We start from the raw sequence: 17,127 nt of genomic DNA on the forward strand, positions 1-17,127 counted from the left end.
GGCTCTCCCGTTCCACGCGTCGTACAGCCATCAGTCGTGCAACTCCCGGAGCTCATCGATGTCGGTCCCACCGAAGGTCAGCCGCAGCCGGGCGGTCAGGACCTGCAGCACCAGTACGACGAGCAGCACGTCGAGCGAGACCGCGAGTTCGACGATGCCGGGTACACCGCCGGTGATCAGGAACGCCGTGGTCGCGATGCCGTTGTCGAGCAGCAGGAATCCGACGATCTGCGACAGCGCGCGCCGTCGGGTGACCAGGACGAAGAACCCGAGGAGCACCATCGCCAGGCCCACCGGCACCGCCTGGGTCTCCGCCGAAGGCGCGAGCCGCACGATCGGGCGAGCGGCGGCATACGCCAGCAGGATCAGTAACGCGGCCGCCACGATCGAGGCGGTGACGTTGATCAACGGCTCGGTCTCGCGCGCCTCGCCGCTGTCCCGCAGCACCCGACGGAGGATCCCCGGCACCACGACCGCCTTCAGGGCCAGGACTCCGAGCCCCACCGCCACCAGTTCGACGCTGTGCAGCCGGACGGCGAGGATCCCTGCCAGTACGCCGAGCAGAATCCCCTGCACGACCAGAAGCCGCACGATCGCCGACAGCTCACGCCGCCACAGCATCAGCACCGACGACAAGAGCAGGCCGCCACAGATCAGATAGAGCCATTGAGTCATCGCGATCACGCCAGGAAGAAGGAGGACGAGACGGCCAGGACACCGAAGAGGAACGAACCTGCCAGCAACTCAGGGACCCGGAACAGCCGCAACTTGGCCATGAACACCTCGCCGGCCGCCAGAGCCACCCCCAGCACCGCGACCTTCACGGCGAAAGCGGCGACACCGATCAGCAACGCCACCGGCGAGTCCGTCGTGGCAACGCCCCACGGCAGGAACACGTTCGCCCACAGGCCCAGCAGCACCGTCAGCCGGAGGGCCGAGGCGAACTCGACCATGGCGAGGTCACGGCCGGAGTACTCGAGCACCATCGCCTCGTGAATCATCGTCAGCTCCAGGTGCGTCGACGGATTGTCGACCGGCAGCCGGCCGGCCTCCGCCACGACGACGACCGCGAATGCGACGGCGGCGAGCAAGGAGGCCGGGGACAGCACGCTCGCCGGGGCCTGCTGTCCGCGTTCCACGATGACGGACAGATTGGTCGATCCGACCCGAGCGGACAACGCGAACCCGGCGAGCAGGATCGTCGGTTCGGCAAGTGCTGCCACCGTGATCTCACGGCTGGCGCCCATCCCACCGAACGCCGTCCCGGTGTCGAGTCCGGCGAGGGCCAGCGCGACCGTACCGAGCAGCAGCAACGCGACCACGGCGAAGAGATCCCCGACGCCGTCCAACGGAGAGACCGTGGTGACGAACGGCGCCACCGTCGCGATCACCAGGGTCGTCGCCACCAGCACCGCCGGCGCGGCGGTGAACACCCAACTCGATCCTGCCGGCGAGATCGGCTCCTTGCGGAACAGCTTGCGCAGATCACGCCACGGCTGCCCGGCACCAGCACCCGCACGACCCTCGAGCCGCGCCCGCACCTGCCGCATCAGGCCGACCAGATATGGCGCCGCGACGATCAGCAGCGCGAGTTGGACGAGCACCCCGACGGTGCTCATGTCGTCAGCCCGACGATCACGAGGACCGCGATCAAGCCGACCAGCCCGAGAGCGAGGTACCTGTGCACGCTCCCGTTCTGCAGCCGGCTCAGGACACCACCCGCCTTGATCCCTCCGGCCACGATCGGTGGGTACAGCGACGCTTCCAGTCGATCGTCGACTCGTTGCCGGTACCGCACGCTTTCGATCAGGTACTGCGACTCGGCATGGTGCGTGACGTCCACGTCGTACTCCGGTCGCAGTACGTCGTCGAAGACCCGGGTCAACGGCTCGGCGAACGACGTCGCCGTGTACTCCATCCGTGGGTCGAGCCGGGTACCACCACAGCCCCACACCAGCGACCGGCGCCGCGGCAGCCCGCGCCGGATCAGCACGGCAACCAGCACTCCCCCGAGCAAGAGGCCGACCAGGATCAGCAGCGGTGACATCGCGCCCTCGACGCCTGTCAGGCGCAGCGTCACGCCGCCTGCCACCGGGTCACCGTCGTGGACCGAAGGCAGCGTCCCGAGAACCTTGGTCAAGGCCGGCCCGATCGACGCCGGGGCGATCGCCAGCGCGGCGCAGGCGACCGCGGCGAGAACCATCGCCGCACGCATGATCGCCGGCGACTCCTGCGCGGCCGCCGCCGGCTCCGACCGTGGCCGAGCCAGGAAACCCACCCCGAACGCCTTCACGAAGGTCGCAACTCCGAGTCCAGCAGTCAGTGCGACCACCCCGACCGCCAGCGGCATCGCGACCGCTACGACGGTGTCGGCACCAGGCAGGCCGTGGATCAACCCCTGCAGCAGCAACCACTCTGAGACGAACCCATTGCCCGGCGGGAGCGCGGCCGCCGCGAGCGCACCGATACCGAACAGTGCGGTCGTTGCCGGCATCCGCGTCACGAGCCCACCAAGTCCGTCCAGGTCTCGTACGCCGGTCGACCGCACGACCGATCCCGCGCCGAGGAAGAGTAGCGTCTTGAACCCGGCATGGTTCAGCGCATGCAGCAGCGCAGCCGCGATCAGCAAGCTGGCCAGCGTGCGATTGCCGTCGGCCGCGAACATCCCGCCCGCGCCGACGCCGATCAGGATCAGGCCCATGTTCTCGGTCGTCGAGTACCCCAGGAGCCGCTTCAGATCCACCGCGACGCTGGCCTGCAGTACGCCGTACACCGCCGACAAGCCACCCAGAGTCAGCACCAGCAGCCACCACCAGCGGGGACCACCGCCGAGGAGGTCGAGACCCACCCGCAGGATGCCGTAGATGCCGAGCGTCACCATCGCCGCCGACATCAACGCCGACACCTGACTCGGCGCCTCCGGATGGGCTCGTGGCAACCAAACGTGCAACGGCACCATGCCGGCCTTCGAGCCGAATCCCACCAGGACCAGCACGAAGATCACCGAGCGGGTCGTCGCCGGCACCTGAGCCGATCGGAGCGCTTCGAACGACTCGCCTCCAGCCTCGACGGCGAAGAGCACGAGGCCAAGCAGGATCCCGACCAGGCCGGCGTGCGTCATCGCGCCGTACCAGACACCTGCGTCACGCACCGCCGGTCGCAACCGATGCTCGGCGAACACCAGCGCCAGCGAGGTGAACGCCATCAGTTCCCACAGCACCAGGAACGTCGTCACGTTCCCAGCCGCGGGCACCAGGATCATCGCCGCCACGAACAGCGGCAACAGGGCCTGAGCCGTCCGCGAGCCGGCACCGGTCTCCCCCGCGTGACCCGTGTAGCCGACGCTGTACAGCCCGGCAATCACAGCGACACCACCGATCAGCGCACAGAACATGCCGGAGAGCGCGTCTACGGAGATCATCACCTCGCTCAGCGGAAGCAACTGCGGCACCGTCGCGGTGTACGTCGTACCGCTGATCGCAAGCACTCCGGTCACAAGACCGAGAGCGCCGGTCGCGGCCGTGGACAGACCCGATATGACGGCCCGCGGACGCGGACCAGCCGCACCGGCGCTCAGCGCTCCCAGCCCGGCGACCATCAGTACGCCGAGCAGCGCCCAACCAATCGTCATCGTCCGGTCAGGTCCCGGAGCGCCTCGATGATCTGCGGCGGCTCCGGTGGGCATCCCCGCACCACGACGTCGACGGGAATCACGTCAGCAACCGCGCCCTCGACCCCGTAGCCACCGGCGAACGCACCGCAGTTGTGAGCACAATCGCCGACCGCGACAACTCGCTTGGGTGCTGGCGTCGCGTCGTACGCCTTCCGCAGTGGCTCGGCCATGTTCCGCGTCACCGGACCGGTGACCACCAGCACGTCCGCGTGCCGCGGCGACGCGACCAACCGGGCGCCGTACCGCTCGGCGTCGTACACCGGACCGAACGCCGAACCGATCTCCACCTCACACCCGTTGCACGACCCGGCATCCACATGCCGCACCTGCACGGATCCACGCAGTACGGCGTCTCCGGCGCCCGGCCGCTCCGGCGCCGGTTCCGCCACCCGGCCGGTCTCGCGGATCTTCCGCAGCAGCGCTCTCACCGCGCACCCCGCCGTACGCGCGATCGACCCGACGCCAGCGCGTCAGCGCGGAGACCGTCCAGCAACTCCGCCTGTTCCGCGAGCACCGAGGTCAGGATCACCCGTGCGACAGCAAGCAGTTCGGCCACGTGCGGGCTGGTCAGTGAGTAGTAGACCTGCACGCCGTCCTTGCGCGTCGTGACGAGACCGGCCCGGCGAAGAACCGCCAGCTGCTGCGACAGGTTGGAGGCCTCGAGGCGGAGCTCGGGCAACAGTTCACCGACCGCCATCTCCCGCTCGCTCAGCAACTCCAGCACCCGGATCCGGGCGGGATGACCGAGCGTCTTGAAGAACTCCGCCTTCAACTGGTGCAGCGGTGTGGTCATGCCTCCGCCCTTCCCGTCGCTACACATCATGCGCAATGCATGCGATCATGAATTGAAGAATTCTGCAACTCTTGTGTACGGTGAGGGCACAGCTCACGGCCGGACGGGAGACCATGGACGCGTTCACCGAAGAACTGCGAGAGCGGATCGTCGCCGCCCGGAAGGAGCTTCGCATCGCCCGGGACACCGGGGATCTCGACGCCGAGCGCGTCTATTCCGGCGAACTGGACAGCCTCCTGCGGCTGGCCCTGGAAAACGGAGTGACCGTCCCAGCCGACCAGTCCGGCGAAGACGCCTGAACGAGTCGACCCCGACCGAGCGGATGACGAAGAGAGCGACCGCCTTGCTCTACGAAGTGACCTATACCTCGCGCGAGCCCGAGGCGCTCACGCGCACCGTGACGGATGCCGCGGGAGTCAGCGAACTCGTCCGGCAAGCCGCGGCGACCGGCTCCCGGGTTCACGTCCGCCCACTGACCGACGATGAGTCCGGTCCGGCAACCTCACCATGATCCGGCCAGCCACCTCGACTTCCTCTCCGGCCTGAGCCGGACCGGCTCTGCTACGACCTGCCCGAACCCTCTACCCACCACCGGGCCGCTGGCTCACAGCTTGTACAGGTGATCAACTGTGCGTGAGTGATAGGTTTTCAGCTGTGGAACGTCGGCGGCGGAGAGTTGACGCCCCTGCGGCCGAGCCGGAGGTGCGCCGGGTGAGCAGACCTCTGTATCAGGTGAAGGCCGAGTTCTTCAAAACCCTCGGGCACCCTGCGCGCATCCGTGTGCTGGAACTGCTGAGCGAACGGGACCACTCGGTGGCGGAGATCTTGTCCGATGTCGGCATCGAGGCGACGAGTCTGTCCCAGCAGTTGGCCGTGCTACGCCGATCTGGTCTGGTCGCGACCCGCAAGCAGGGTTCGACAGTGATCTACTCGCTGACGAGCCCTGACATCACAGAGCTGCTCAGGGTCGCTCGCACGATCCTCACCGGGATGCTGTCCGGTCAGGTCGAACTGCTGGAGGATCTCCAGGAGCCACTGGCCGCACCCCGTGCCGTCAGGTCTCGTCGCACTGCCGACTGAACCCCGCGGCATGGCGAAGCGCGATCAGAGTCGATCTGATCGCGCTCGAGCCGGACGAGTTGATCAGGGAATCACGTTACCTGTCGCCAGGATCGCCACCGGAGCGAAGAACGTGTAGGCAGAGGTGAGGAGAAGGACACTGCCGAGTGTCCGGCCCTTGACCTTCCCGTACGTCGTCCCCGCGACGGCGAGGAAGGCGACCAGCCAGACGAGCAGGATCGAGCGGAACATCCACCCGCCCTCGAAGAACTTCCACCAGAACAGCGGCACGATCGCGACGGCGATGGCGAGGTTGCCGATGGGGCGCAGGTCGTATCCACGGATCTCACTGATGCCCAGGGCAAGGAAGAACATCCCGTAGAACGCGACCAGACCGGCGAGGACGACGGACGCGTCACCGAGCGGCGCTGGACGCGCCGCGAGGATGTAGGACGCCATCAGCAGGTCGATGACGCCGGCCGCCGCCGAGACCCAGCCGACCCCGACGAGCGGGTCGGGCCGGCTGTCGTCGGTGCGCCCGGCACCCAGCCCGAGGAAGTACAACGCGTTCATCCAGACGGCGAGACCGGTCGCGATGAAGACCACTGTGATCGGCGGCATGGGACACCATTCCTTCGCGTTGACGATACGACACGATTGCCTCGTAACGTAGAGGCTCCCTAGCCTTCCGTCAACGACCGAGCCCGGCCCGGAAACACCCCATAGGGGTGAGCGCCGGGGTGAGACTAGGTTCACCCCTCACACAGAAATCCCTTACAGACAAAGCTACTTCAGCTCGGCAGAGGTCTTCCCCAGCGGCCGACGCGCGACGATCAGCTGCTGCGTGCCTTCGAAGGTGTCCAGGATCTTCCCGGTACAGGCGAGGGCAGATCGGCCCCCCACCGCCGATCTGCCCTCTGACCTGCGGTTTTGTGATCACTAGTTCCCGCTGCTGATCGTCGCTTGTCGACCACCCACGGAGCAGTGACGGAGCAGGGTGGATATCGCTAGGCGCCTGCGAGCAAGGCGACGTGCGACGGGTAAGACGGTCAGACCGGCGGTAACGGCGCGAACGTCCCTTGCAGTCGCCAGACTGTGTCACGTTCAGGAGCGCGCTCGCCTCGTCGGGAGTGAAGCCGAGCTCTTCGGGACGCAGCTCGAGCAGCGCCCCGTGCGCGCGCATGGCGGCGATCGGAAGCGCGGGCTCGCTCCGGCACGCAAGCACGAGCTGGAACGACGCCGGGGCGCTGTCGGCGAACGCGGCGATGCTCCCCCGCGCGGGGCCGGCCGAGAGCCGTTGGAAGTCGTCGAGCACGAGCGCGGCGTCGCCCGCGGCCGCGAGCTCGTTGATCAGCTCGGGCAGGACCACCTTGAGGATCCGTGACGCCCCGACCTGCTCGGGCACGGCGTCGATGTGCAGGGCCGGGAGCGCCCGCTCGAGTGCGGCGAGGATGTACGACCACAGCACGACCGGGTCGTTGTCGCCCGGGTCGAGCGTGAGCCACGCCACCGGTCGCGTCGGCTCTTCTAGCTCCCGCCAGCTCCCGAGAAGTGTCGTCTTTCCGGAGCCTGCAGGGGCGGCCACAATCGTCAGTTTCGTGCCTGGTTCGGCGTGAAGCCGCTGCACGAGCCGAGCCCGCTCGATCGTCTGCTCGCGCCGCTGCGGCGGATGCAGCTTCGTCAGCAACATCCACGAGGACATAGCTTGCTGCAGCCCTTCCGCCTCCGTCGCGGGACTCACCCCCCTACCGCCCAGGATTCGTCTGCACCGCACAGCCTATCGGGTCATCGGTGTCAGCATCGGACGGATGCACCCCCACATGCTTCGTCCCCCCGACCCACCACGTCTAACCTTCTCGACAGGAGTCAGGCCGTCCCTGTTCGTACGCCAGTGCGTCAGCCGGGCGTGCACTCGCCGGGCGGTGGGATGGCCGGTTCGGCGTAGAGTCGCCTGCGGGGGCCAGAGAGGTTTCGGTGGAGGGTGTGCGGTGACGGACGCCGGAGATGCCGACCGCAGCGACGACGAGACGACGGATGTTTCCAAGCCGGACGTCCAGCCGCCGTCGGGTACTCAGCGGCTGCTGCATATTCTGGGTGCATTGCTCGTCGGCGCTGTACTTCCTGCGGTGTTGGTCGGTGCCGTCGTGGGTCAGTTGGGTGTCTCGGCGTTAGTCGTCGGGGTGGTGTGGGGTGCTCTCGGTGCCAAGCTCGGCGGCACACGCCGGATGGCGTACCTGGCGCCCGGGATCGGGGTCGTTGCCGGACTCGGAGCGTTCACCGCGTATGACTGGTGGTGGGCGGCCCTGTTGGCAGTCGTCGGCGTTGTGGCCGGTGCCGGGTTCAGGTTCGGCTGGTTCGCCTCGCTGCTGATGGCTTCCTATGCGGCCACGTTCGTGACGCCGGTCGCGACGGGCACGTCCGCCGTCACGTTCGGGGCCATTGTGGCGATAGGGACCGGATACGGCATCGTCATCGCCCGCCGTTTCGGCGCGCCGCCGGTGATCGACGGCGACCGATACTCCGGTCCGGTTACCGCCGTCATCGCGCTCGCCTTCGGTGCCGTACTGGGTGCGGCCGGCTCGGTCGGGGTGGCTCTGGGGTGGACGGAGCCGTATTGGGTCCCCGAGCCGATTCTCATCTTGGTCATCTATGTCATGTTGGGCAATCGTGAGCGGATCAAGGAAAAGGCGGTCGCCACCGCCCTCGGCGCTGCTGCGGCGGTGGTCGTGGCGATCATCGCGCCGCCCCCGTGGGTTCTCACGATGCTCGCCGTTGTTGCGTTAGTGCTCGGGATCATGCAGCGGGCGACCTATTGGCGGATGTACGCCCTGTACACCTTCGCGCTCGTGGTCTACTTGGCCGCCCCCGGCGACGTGGCCTTCGAAGCTGAAGAACGCGGATTCCAGATTCTGGCAGGCATCGCCCTACTGATTATCGGTCTGGCCATCCTTCACCCCGTCGGGACCAGGCTGGCCCGGCGATACCCACAACCAGAAATGGCGAGCCACGCAGCAAGTGGCTGAACAGCCCTCATCCGCCTCGTTCGTGCGACCGCACATCGACAGATCCGCGCTTTTACTCTCGGGTTAGAGCGAACGTTCTTCCGCAGCCTCTGAACCACGCAAGAAACGGCCCCTCAGTGGCGAACGATGCGCGCGTACTGCCCGCACACGTCCACTGAAGGGCCGCTCCCTCAAGCCTACTCCGCAGTCGCCGGAGGTCTGTGACTTCGGGTCCGCCCTCCCCGACCACCGAGACCTCCCCTAACCCGATGTCTTCGGCATCCCGCACAAGCCCTTGCCCGTTGGAGTCGGTCGGTGCTCATACCCCGTCTGTGCTGTTTGGTTCACGTGGTGGGGAGGGAGGCGTAGCTGCAGAATGGTCCTGTGCCCCGCGGTGCCCCCGATCCGCTCGGTGTTCCAGTCAGGTATGCGATGCGGCATGGTGCTGATGACGGTTCTGGCTTCCATGCGGACAAGGGCGGCAGCGAGGCAGAAGTGCACCCCGCGGCCGAAGGCGACATGGTGGTCCGTCCCAGCGACGAAGCGACCCCCCAGTGAGCGATCGGTACGACGGTCCGCAAACGGTTCGGGCTGGACCTCGATCGAACCCGGACGGTGATCGTGCGGATGACGTCGAGGGGGCGCCGCGCCTTCAGCCAGCGTCGCCCGTGCTACCGGCGGACGCGTCACCCTGTTCGACGGTGCTCGAGATGGTGCGGCTACCGCCGGTCGCATGGGTGATCTCGACCCGGCGTGGCTGACTCCGCGGCGACACCGGGATGGTCACGTGCAGGACACCGTCGGCGTAGTTGGCGGTGAGGTTCTGCGAGTCCACGCCCTCGCCGAGGGATAGTTGCCGGGCGAACGACCCCTGGGATCGCTCGGCGACAATGACCTGCTGGCTATCGCGGTAGGGCGGGGTGCGCTCGGCCTGGATCGTCAAGGCGCCAGAGTCGACGGTCACCTCGATGCTGTCAGGGTCGACGCCGGGCAGGTCGGCCTCGACGTGGTAGCTGCCGTCCTCGCCGCGGTAGACATCCAGCGGCATCCCGAGGGGGCCGCGCGTCCCGCTTACGGCCATCGACATGAGCCGGTCGAGCTCCCGGGCAGGGTCACGGAACGGCTCAAACCTGAACACGGACATCGCAGGTCCCTTCTCGTTAGGTGTCGGCTCGGGGACCACCTACCGCCTCGGGCGACGCTGTCTCTCTCCGGACATAGTAATCCTCCTGGGACTCCGCATTCAGGTCGCTCGGCCTCGGATGTCAGGAACGGTGAGGCTCTCTGCAGCACCTCGACAACCCAAGAGCAGGCGGAGTCCCCCCTCAAGCACCACCCCCGGCGCCGGTCGGCATCTCCTTGGACAGAACCGACGTATCGTTGGCGGACCGGACCGCCTCCAGTTGCTCGCCGTCCCTACACACGTCTGTGCTTCTACCGGATCTCGGCGGCTCCGTGCGTTGTCGGCGGGTTCAGGTGCTCGGCACACCAGCCTGTCGCGCATCAGTTAGCCGACAAGAGTTGCGGGATTAGTTTGCGGATCACAGCCGGCGGTGTCCGGCCGCACCGAGGCGAGAAGATTGAAGCCGGCGAACGTCCGCGCCGGGTGCTGCCTCGGCGCCACGCGCTTCCAGTTGTGCCACGTGTCGACGTCGGACTGACGATCTTCTCATTACGAGGAAGACCTACACCGTCGCATCCGCTCTCTACCAGCGTTTTCAGCAACACGGCCGCCCCCAACGAGCGCGAGATTCCCCATGCGTATCCCTCATTTGGTGCCACGACTCATGCCATGCATCTCGACCACCCCAGGACACTGCTCACGCCTGGTCGGGCCCGACCAGGCGCCGCCGGCGCCGGCACCTTCTGATCTCTGATCCGTAGGAGCCTGCAGCGGCTAGCCAGGCTCGCGTGCGAAGACGGTCTGGTACGACCTAACTCAGCCCTTGCCTTGCAAAAGCGGTTGTGACGCTCCCGCTGATCTGAGCGGTAGCTCGCTGAGCGTGGTCTCGGTCGGCGGCACCCCGTGAGTGACCGGTCGAGCCCCTTGGCATCAACTCATCAGGGCACGCGGAGGGCACGCACTGGGGCTCGCTCCTCGATTCACACGGAAAGAACCGCGAGGCCCGCAATACCGACGAGCAACGCAATCTGACCGGCTCTCGCCCGCCGGTACTCGCCGTTGCTAAGTACCTGGTAACCGTGCTCCCGCTCAACCAGGTCCGTTGCGAGCAGTAGTGGCCGACCTAGCGTTCCGATGATCGCAATCAGATACACACCCGCCCCGGCCCATGCAGACATCGCCAGCGGGTCTTCGACGATCGCGCTCCTCAGCAGACCCAGTGGAGCGAACGCGCACCAAGCGCCCGCGATCGCCCCGGCCAATCCCTTGTGTGACCGGGCGATGGGGTCGACGGCGGTCAGCAGGCAGACCAACGCGAGCATCACACCCATAGCGGTGAGGCCAAGCACATTGCTGGCAAGTGCACTGTTGATCACGACGTTCGATGGTCCGATGTTCGCAGGTCACTGCGCCTCTGGCTCGGTTCGTGCCCGGAGGCATCTGCGATCAGCACCACGCCGCCATTCTCGCCCCGTCCCCCTGATCGCTGCCAACCCCGGGCCAGCGCGGCGCACGTCAAGAGTCGGCTTGCCAATCCCGTAGGGACGCGAAGCGCTCTCGATGTGGGCGTGGTGGCCGTACGATCGAGCGGCCAGGGGGACGGGGCTAACCGGCCGCTAGACGCCAGGGACTCGGCTCGTGGCAGTTGGGATCGCGTGGACGAGGAAGCGTCTTGCTGCTGGGCACCGGCGAGGACGGCGCCCAGGCGCCGCCCGCAGTTCGGGGTCTGGTGGTGAAGCTGCCGGCGGCGCGTGTCGATGAGTTGGTGGGGACGGGAGACGGTGTTCGCTTCGATGCGAACAAGGGGGTTCCGGTGAAAGAGTGGCTGAGCCTCGATCCTGAGTCGCCACTGTCGTGGCATGAGCTTGCCCGTGAGGCATTGGCGTTCGTCGCTGCGAGATAGGGCGCGCGGAGAGGGCCGCGCAGACGCATGCGGTCAGGGCCTGCCGACTGAGGTGAGGTCAGCTCAGCTGTTGCGAGGGCAAGGGGTGAGTAGAAGAAGGTGACCTACGGATATGAAGAAGCCCAGGGCACTCGCGTGACCTGGGCGCTTGTGCGCCGCCAGGCACTCGAACCCCGAACCCGCTGATAATCGGGCTGATCTCCTCGATCATGCTCGTTGTCGCTCGAAACCCCTTTATTTCTTGGGTGCTCGGCGCTCTGTTGGCGTTCGTCGCCCTGCTTGTCGCGGGACGTTGCTCGTTGAATCCCGACCCGTAAGTCGCACCAACTGCCAACGGTGGCACGGACTCCACTACTCAGGACGGTCCGTGCCTTCCACGACCGCTTCGCAGATACAAACGCCACAGCACCGTGATCGGCACTGCCAGGGCGACTACGATGCCGGCTCCCGCAATCCGTCGAATCGGCAGGGCTACTGCACTGTCACCGGCGACGGCGATCAGAGCTCCAGCCACGACCGCGACCGCGCCCACAACCAGGTACCAAGGTCCGTCACGCCAATCCCCCGACCTGAACATGTGTGCATGGTCCCACCACCCACGGAGCTGGTCGCTGCAGAGGCGAGGTTTAAGTTCGACCAGCCTCTGTCAAGCGAGGTTCGTCACGGTCCGCACCGCGCTCGTCACCTGACTGTTGTATCCCTGGGAACGTGCGCGAATCGGGGTGAACTGCAACTACCGGTGCAACTACGACCACGCGCTGATTACTTCAATCCACGGGCGGCGGTCTCGTCATGGGGTCGCTGGCGCCGCCCGGGATCAGCCCTGGTTCCCTCAGCCTGGCGCGAGTAACGTCACAACCGCCCGGCGCACAGAGCTCCATCTCGCAAGAGGGGGCATGGAATGCTTCGTCGCCTGCTACTGATGGTCGGCCTGCTGATCGCGGGCCTGTTGTTCACCGGAGCGCCCGCGTTCGGCGCGCCACCGGTCACCGAGACCACCACCCAGAAGAACCTCGTCGAGACCTTCGTCGATGTGATTCCCGATCCCGTCTGCTCGGACGAAGGACCGCTCTACACGATCACCACCACCACCAACCTGATAGAGCACACGACCACCTTCGATGACGGCCGCGTGCACGAAACCTTCACCCAGACCGGCACCTTCGTCGCGGTGCCGCTCGAGGACCCGACTCTGCCGAGCTACACCGGCAAGGTCACGATCTGGGGAGGCTTCAACGCCAACGGGGCGACCGTGAACGGCACGTTCACGTTCAACCTCCACGCCACCGGCTCGGACGGGTCAACGCTCCGCACCAACCAAGTCGATCACTTCAACGTCCGGCCCGACGGCACGGTCAACGAGTTCTTCCACTGTCACTAAGTCTTCCTGGGGAACTCACCCCGCCAGCTCCCGCGCCGGGTGCTGGCGGTGGGCACGACGAAAATGAAACGACAGTTCTGGGAAGGAGGCAGTGTCATGCGCAAGATGCTGATCGCGGGCGTCGTGTCGACGATCGCCCTGATTGGGACAGCAGTGCCGGCGGCTGCGCAACCGCAGCAAAGGTCCCCCGAGGAGTGGGTCTGCGATGGCGCGGACACGCTGATCGTCACCGCGGGCCGCAACGGCTGGATCGATGACACCAAATACCACGCCGTGACGTTCACCGTCGAGGGCACCTTCACGCCGAACGGCGGAACACCCGAACCGTTCAGCGAGTCCAAGACCTGGGCCGGGGGCAAGGACGCCAACAGCCCTGACCTCATCACGTGCACCTCAGACGTCTCCGAAACCGACGAGACTGGGACCTTCGAAGCACACTTCGAGGTCACGGCAGTTCCGGTCGACTGAGCTTAGAGGTCGCGCGGAACGCTTGAGACCGAGTCGGCGGATGAAGGCGTTGACGCGTAAGTGTCAAAGTGCGGCCGTTCGCCGGTGAGGGTCCCGACCAAGTCGCCGGTGAGGGTCCCGCCCGGGATGTCGATGGTCACCCGCCGACTCGTCACGATCGCTGCTGCGGGTCCAGATCCGTCGGGAGAGGGCCGGCCGGCCGGGTGCTCCACTAGTGCGACTACCCGGGAGGTGATGAAGCGGGCGGTCCGGACCGGCGTACCAGAGCGGGTGACCTCGACGACCTCGGTCAGGTTCCGGGTCGTGTTGATCTCCACCCGGCGGCCGGCCTTCGTCGCGGTGATCTCGTACGTCGACACGCCGCTGCCCGTGTCGACGACGATCTCAACCCGGTCACCTTTCACACCCCTCACCTCCAATGCCCCACACGCGGCGAGCGACCGCGACACATCCACTTTGCGCTTGTCGTCGCGCATTCAGATTTTCGGGGTGCGGCGCGATGCCGAGCAACCAGGCACGGAACAGGTAGAGCGCCACCGCCCCGGCTGCTGCCGCAACCACCGCTGCGGTCGCTCGCACAACCAGTGGCCCATTTTCGGTGTCCGCGCCCGGTCGCGTTCGCGGCGGCGGCGCGGGATCGCCACTGTCCTCTTCCGTCTCGCTCGGGCACAGTGAAGCTGCACCCCCGAATCCAGCGTGCCCATGCGGACAATGACTGTCTACTACCGGCGACTTCGGTCTCGGCCCGACCGCCGTGCAGGTCGGGGCAGTTCCGCAAACGACCGTTTCTAGAACGCCAAACAACCGAACACGTCACGAGGCCGCACGGAACGGGCCGCAGGCAACGAGATGTACTTGCGGCACAACACCGATGCGTAGAAGTTCTAAGTTGCATCCGGTGCGGGTCGTGTGGAGACCGCACCGGTGCCGCCGCCCGGGAGACCCGAGCCGGCTGAACGGAGGTCCCGAGTGTTACCGCATCGCCTGGCCCGGTGCCTCCTGCTGATCCGATTCGCGCCCTAGCCGTGGCCTCAACGCTTTCGGTAGGTAGCGGTGTACGTCGTGTTCGCCGACGGTGCCGTGATCGTGTGGCTCTGCGGGCCGCCGTCGGACCAGGAGACGAAGTTGTACGTCGACTTGTTGAAGACCTGTGGTGACGGAGCGCTGACCGAGTTCGCCGAACCCACCACGACCGTGACGGAGAACGGGGTCGCGCGAGGCGCCTCGTTGACGACCATGTTCGTCAGGTTCAGGCCACCGGGGTTGGTCCTGAAGGTGAGTACGACGGTCCTCGGGTCCAACCGCACGCTGGTCGTCGAGGCCAGTCCGCCGGAGTCGGTCGCGGTCAGGACCAACTCGAGCCAGCACGGGTAGGGGTGGTCAGGAGCGGTGACCGAGCCGCTGGCGACACCGTTGAACGTCTGCAGCGTGTGCGTATGGCAGTCGGTCGGCGTGAAGCAGTGGTGCAGGTTCAGCGTCCACTGCAGCGCCGACGCGGGCAACGTGCCGTCCTGTACGTCGGTCGCCCGGCCGGAGAACGCGATCGTGTCGCCGACTCTCCAGGTGAGCGACGACGCGGGCGTGTCGATGATCGCGGTCGGTGCGGTGTTGCCGGCCGTGATGGTCGCGGACGTCGTGTCGCTCGCGCCCTGGTCGTCGGTCACACGCAGGCTCGGGTGGTATGTCCCCGAGGTGGTGTAGGTGTACGACGCGGTGGCGCCGGTCGCATCGCCGTACGTGCCGTCGCCGTTGAGGTCCCACGAGTAGGTGAGTGGCTTACCCTCGGGGTCGGACGAGGTGGTCCCGTTGAAGCTGACTGTCAGTGGGACCGGCCCGCTCGACGGACTCGCGGTGAACGCCGCGGTGGGCGGCTGGTTGGCAGCCGTGTAGGTGATGCGGTGGATCGAGCCGCCCTCCATGTCGACGTAGAACAGATCCCCGCCGGGTCCGATCTTCAGATCGACGGGATGCCCCGCGGCCCCGCCGGTCGAGTCGACGCCGACGAACGACTGCAGTCGCCCTGGATCCGGCAATCCGTTCGTTCCCGGCAGCATCGCCCAGATCTCGTTGCGGGTGTGGTCGGCGAAGAACAGCGCGCCGTTGTACTGCGACGGGTACGAACCGTTCTGGTAGAAAGCGATCCCGGTGATCGACGAGCCGCCAGTACGGCAGCCGCTGTAGCTCACCACGCAGGCGTTGTGGTTGTAGGCGTAGTACGGCGAAACCACGGAGCCAGGGGTCGAGTACAGCGATGAGCACTGGCTGAGGCCGGCGCCCTGGTATCCACCCTGGGGCGACGATCCTTCGTAGCACGGCCAGCCGAGGTTCGTCGCCGTCGTCGGTGAAACCACGCGGTTGATCTCTTCCCAGGTGTTCCACCCGACGTCGCCGACCCAGAGTTCGTCGGTGCCCGGCCGTTGGGTGATCCGGAACGGGTTGCGCAAGCCGTACGCCACGATCCGCCGCGCGTTTGGGTCGGGCGAGGAGAAGAACGGGTTGCCCGCCACACCGGCGCCGGTGGTGGGGTCGATGCGCAGGACCGCGCCGTCGAGGGTCGCCGGTCCGTCGGTTCGGCGTACGCTCTGGCTGCGCAGCGCGCCACCCTCCGCGCCAGGCGGGGTGAGGGCGATCCCGGCCGCGCCGGGCGGATCGCCACACGGGTTGGCCTCGTCGCCGGCGTACGTCGCGCCGTACTGGCCGTAGTCGACGTTGTTGAAGCTGGCGCCGTCACCGCCGCTGGCGTAGAGGTACCCGTCGCGGCCGAAGAGCAGTGTGCCGACTGAGTGGCTGGGGTACTGCTGGCACCAGTCGTTGATCAGCACCTGTTCGCTGCCGGTCATGACGTTGCCGCTGATCTGCAGCCGGGAGAGGCGAGCCGACACCAGGCAGCCGTCAGTGGTCGGGCCGGGCGGTGTCGGGCAGGCGTCGTTCCAGGTCGGTGCGGTGCCGCCGATCGGCGCGTCGTACGCGTAGAGCACGTAGAGGTACGGATTGGTCGGGAAGTTGGGCGGGACAGCGAGGCCGAGCAGACCGCGGTCCCAGTAGTCGTCGACCTGCGTCGACAGGTTGGCGACGGTGATCGGACTCGTGTCCGTGAGGCTCTGGAAGACCTTGATCACGCCGTTCTTCTGGCCGACGAAGATCCGCCCGTCCGGCGCGAACTGCAGCACCGTCGGGTTGGTCAACCCGCTCAGTACGACGGTGTCGCGAAATCCGGTGGGCAATGTCGCCGCCCCGGCGGACCCTGGTCCGACCTGTGACAGCACTGCGGCGATCAGCAGCATCGCCGCGGCCAAGCTGATCCGGCCGCGTCCGCGCGCGGCGTTCCCGAGACGGAACATGTCGTCCCCCTCTTCCCCGGGCGCTCAGACCCCTCCGCGCGCCTGCTCCCCTCCACAATGCGCCGAATCCGCGCACGCGTCGAGAGGTTGCTCTGAGCATCCAACCGGTCGCGATGGGATGACAAATAATGCCGCTCGCAGGTACAACAGCAACGGCGGCCCGTGCATGGTGAACAAGCCACCCGGACCAGGTGGCGATCTTCCCCGGTCTGAACCGGTACATCAGCTGGAGTGAGGTCGCTTCGCTGACGGACAAGCCACAGTGGATGCCGGTAATGGCCGGCCTGCAGCACCGCGTCCGCGGCGACCTCGACGACCACATTGGACTGGACCTTGATGATCGGGGTCTCGCTGTCCCGGCCCCAATGGGTGCTGATCTCGTCC

The 17,127-nt window shown here is 66.9% G+C and carries 18 protein-coding genes; 7 read left to right on the forward strand and 11 right to left on the reverse strand.

The window, feature by feature from the left end:
• Positions 1-30: 30 nt before the first annotated feature.
• From ACZ6O0_RS06820 to ACZ6O0_RS06840, 5 genes are read right to left on the reverse strand one after another with little or no spacing between them, the layout of a single operon-like run.
• Complete coding sequence (locus ACZ6O0_RS06820) at positions 31-675, reverse strand: hypothetical protein (protein ID WP_465764072.1); 645 nt, start codon at positions 673-675, stop codon at positions 31-33.
• Between the two features lie 5 nt (positions 676-680).
• Entirely contained in the window at positions 681-1,619 is a 939-nt protein-coding gene (locus ACZ6O0_RS06825) for a respiratory chain complex I subunit 1 family protein (RefSeq protein WP_465763851.1), read from the reverse strand.
• Positions 1,616-3,631, reverse strand: coding sequence for a proton-conducting transporter transmembrane domain-containing protein (locus ACZ6O0_RS06830; protein ID WP_465763852.1), 2,016 nt, complete (start codon positions 3,629-3,631; stop codon positions 1,616-1,618). The genes ACZ6O0_RS06825 and ACZ6O0_RS06830 overlap by 4 nt, the downstream gene beginning before the upstream one ends.
• Positions 3,628-4,101: an NADH-quinone oxidoreductase subunit B family protein gene (locus ACZ6O0_RS06835; protein WP_465763853.1), complete on the reverse strand. Its 474-nt coding sequence runs from the start codon at positions 4,099-4,101 to the stop codon at positions 3,628-3,630. Before ACZ6O0_RS06835 ends, ACZ6O0_RS06830 begins: the two co-directional genes overlap by 4 nt.
• Positions 4,098-4,466 carry an ArsR/SmtB family transcription factor gene (locus tag ACZ6O0_RS06840; RefSeq protein ID WP_465763854.1) on the reverse strand — a complete coding sequence of 123 codons (369 nt, stop codon included), beginning with the start codon at positions 4,464-4,466 and terminating at the stop codon, positions 4,098-4,100. Before ACZ6O0_RS06840 ends, ACZ6O0_RS06835 begins: the two co-directional genes overlap by 4 nt.
• Before the next feature lie 113 nt (positions 4,467-4,579).
• Here ACZ6O0_RS06840 and ACZ6O0_RS06845 point away from each other — a divergent pair, with 113 nt between their 5' ends.
• The 3 genes from ACZ6O0_RS06845 (at position 4,580) to ACZ6O0_RS06855 (ending at position 5,546) form a co-directional block, all read left to right on the forward strand.
• Positions 4,580-4,765, forward strand: coding sequence for a hypothetical protein (locus ACZ6O0_RS06845; RefSeq protein ID WP_465763855.1), 186 nt, complete (start codon positions 4,580-4,582; stop codon positions 4,763-4,765).
• A 23-nt stretch (positions 4,766-4,788) separates the two neighbouring features.
• On the forward strand, positions 4,789-4,977 hold the full coding sequence (locus ACZ6O0_RS06850; protein WP_465763856.1) for a hypothetical protein: 189 nt from the start codon (positions 4,789-4,791) through the stop codon (positions 4,975-4,977).
• Between the two features lie 200 nt (positions 4,978-5,177).
• Complete coding sequence (locus ACZ6O0_RS06855; protein ID WP_465763857.1) at positions 5,178-5,546, forward strand: ArsR/SmtB family transcription factor; 369 nt, start codon at positions 5,178-5,180, stop codon at positions 5,544-5,546.
• A 63-nt stretch (positions 5,547-5,609) separates the two neighbouring features.
• On the opposite strand, the gene ACZ6O0_RS06860 is transcribed toward ACZ6O0_RS06855, so the two are convergent.
• Together ACZ6O0_RS06860 and ACZ6O0_RS06865 are read right to left on the reverse strand one after the other, a co-directional pair.
• A complete protein-coding gene (locus tag ACZ6O0_RS06860) occupies positions 5,610-6,146 on the reverse strand; it encodes a hypothetical protein (RefSeq protein WP_465763858.1) in 537 nt (178 codons plus the stop codon).
• A gap of 70 nt (positions 6,147-6,216) precedes the next feature.
• Positions 6,217-7,215: a hypothetical protein gene (locus tag ACZ6O0_RS06865; RefSeq protein WP_465763859.1), complete on the reverse strand. Its 999-nt coding sequence runs from the start codon at positions 7,213-7,215 to the stop codon at positions 6,217-6,219.
• A gap of 298 nt (positions 7,216-7,513) precedes the next feature.
• On the opposite strand from ACZ6O0_RS06865, the gene ACZ6O0_RS06870 reads away from it, so the two are divergent.
• The gene (locus tag ACZ6O0_RS06870) at positions 7,514-8,548 is read left to right on the forward strand and encodes an FUSC family protein (RefSeq protein WP_465763860.1); all 1,035 of its coding nucleotides are present in this window, start codon (positions 7,514-7,516) and stop codon (positions 8,546-8,548) included.
• 631 nt (positions 8,549-9,179) lie between these two features.
• On the opposite strand, the gene ACZ6O0_RS06875 is transcribed toward ACZ6O0_RS06870, so the two are convergent.
• Together ACZ6O0_RS06875 and ACZ6O0_RS06880 are read right to left on the reverse strand one after the other, a co-directional pair.
• Positions 9,180-9,671: an Hsp20/alpha crystallin family protein gene (locus ACZ6O0_RS06875; protein WP_465763861.1), complete on the reverse strand. Its 492-nt coding sequence runs from the start codon at positions 9,669-9,671 to the stop codon at positions 9,180-9,182.
• Between the two features lie 959 nt (positions 9,672-10,630).
• Positions 10,631-11,026, reverse strand: a complete 396-nt coding sequence (locus tag ACZ6O0_RS06880; RefSeq protein WP_465763862.1) for a hypothetical protein — start codon at positions 11,024-11,026, stop codon at positions 10,631-10,633.
• A 296-nt stretch (positions 11,027-11,322) separates the two neighbouring features.
• Between ACZ6O0_RS06880 and ACZ6O0_RS06885 the strand changes: the two genes are divergently transcribed.
• The 3 genes from ACZ6O0_RS06885 (at position 11,323) to ACZ6O0_RS06895 (ending at position 13,402) form a co-directional block, all read left to right on the forward strand.
• Positions 11,323-11,553: a hypothetical protein gene (locus tag ACZ6O0_RS06885; protein ID WP_465763863.1), complete on the forward strand. Its 231-nt coding sequence runs from the start codon at positions 11,323-11,325 to the stop codon at positions 11,551-11,553.
• 901 nt (positions 11,554-12,454) lie between these two features.
• A complete protein-coding gene (locus ACZ6O0_RS06890) occupies positions 12,455-12,934 on the forward strand; it encodes a hypothetical protein (RefSeq protein ID WP_465763864.1) in 480 nt (159 codons plus the stop codon).
• A 48-nt stretch (positions 12,935-12,982) separates the two neighbouring features.
• A complete protein-coding gene (locus ACZ6O0_RS06895; RefSeq protein ID WP_465763865.1) occupies positions 12,983-13,402 on the forward strand; it encodes a hypothetical protein in 420 nt (139 codons plus the stop codon).
• A 2-nt stretch (positions 13,403-13,404) separates the two neighbouring features.
• Here the strand turns inward: ACZ6O0_RS06895 and ACZ6O0_RS06900 are convergent, their stop codons facing one another.
• Both ACZ6O0_RS06900 and ACZ6O0_RS06905 read right to left on the reverse strand, forming a co-directional pair.
• The gene (locus tag ACZ6O0_RS06900; protein ID WP_465763866.1) at positions 13,405-13,806 is read right to left on the reverse strand and encodes a hypothetical protein; all 402 of its coding nucleotides are present in this window, start codon (positions 13,804-13,806) and stop codon (positions 13,405-13,407) included.
• Between the two features lie 627 nt (positions 13,807-14,433).
• A complete protein-coding gene (locus ACZ6O0_RS06905; protein ID WP_465763867.1) occupies positions 14,434-16,743 on the reverse strand; it encodes a PQQ-dependent sugar dehydrogenase in 2,310 nt (769 codons plus the stop codon).
• Between the last annotated feature and the right edge of the window lie 384 nt (positions 16,744-17,127).

This window comes from Kribbella sp. NPDC048837 (genome assembly GCF_055586945.1).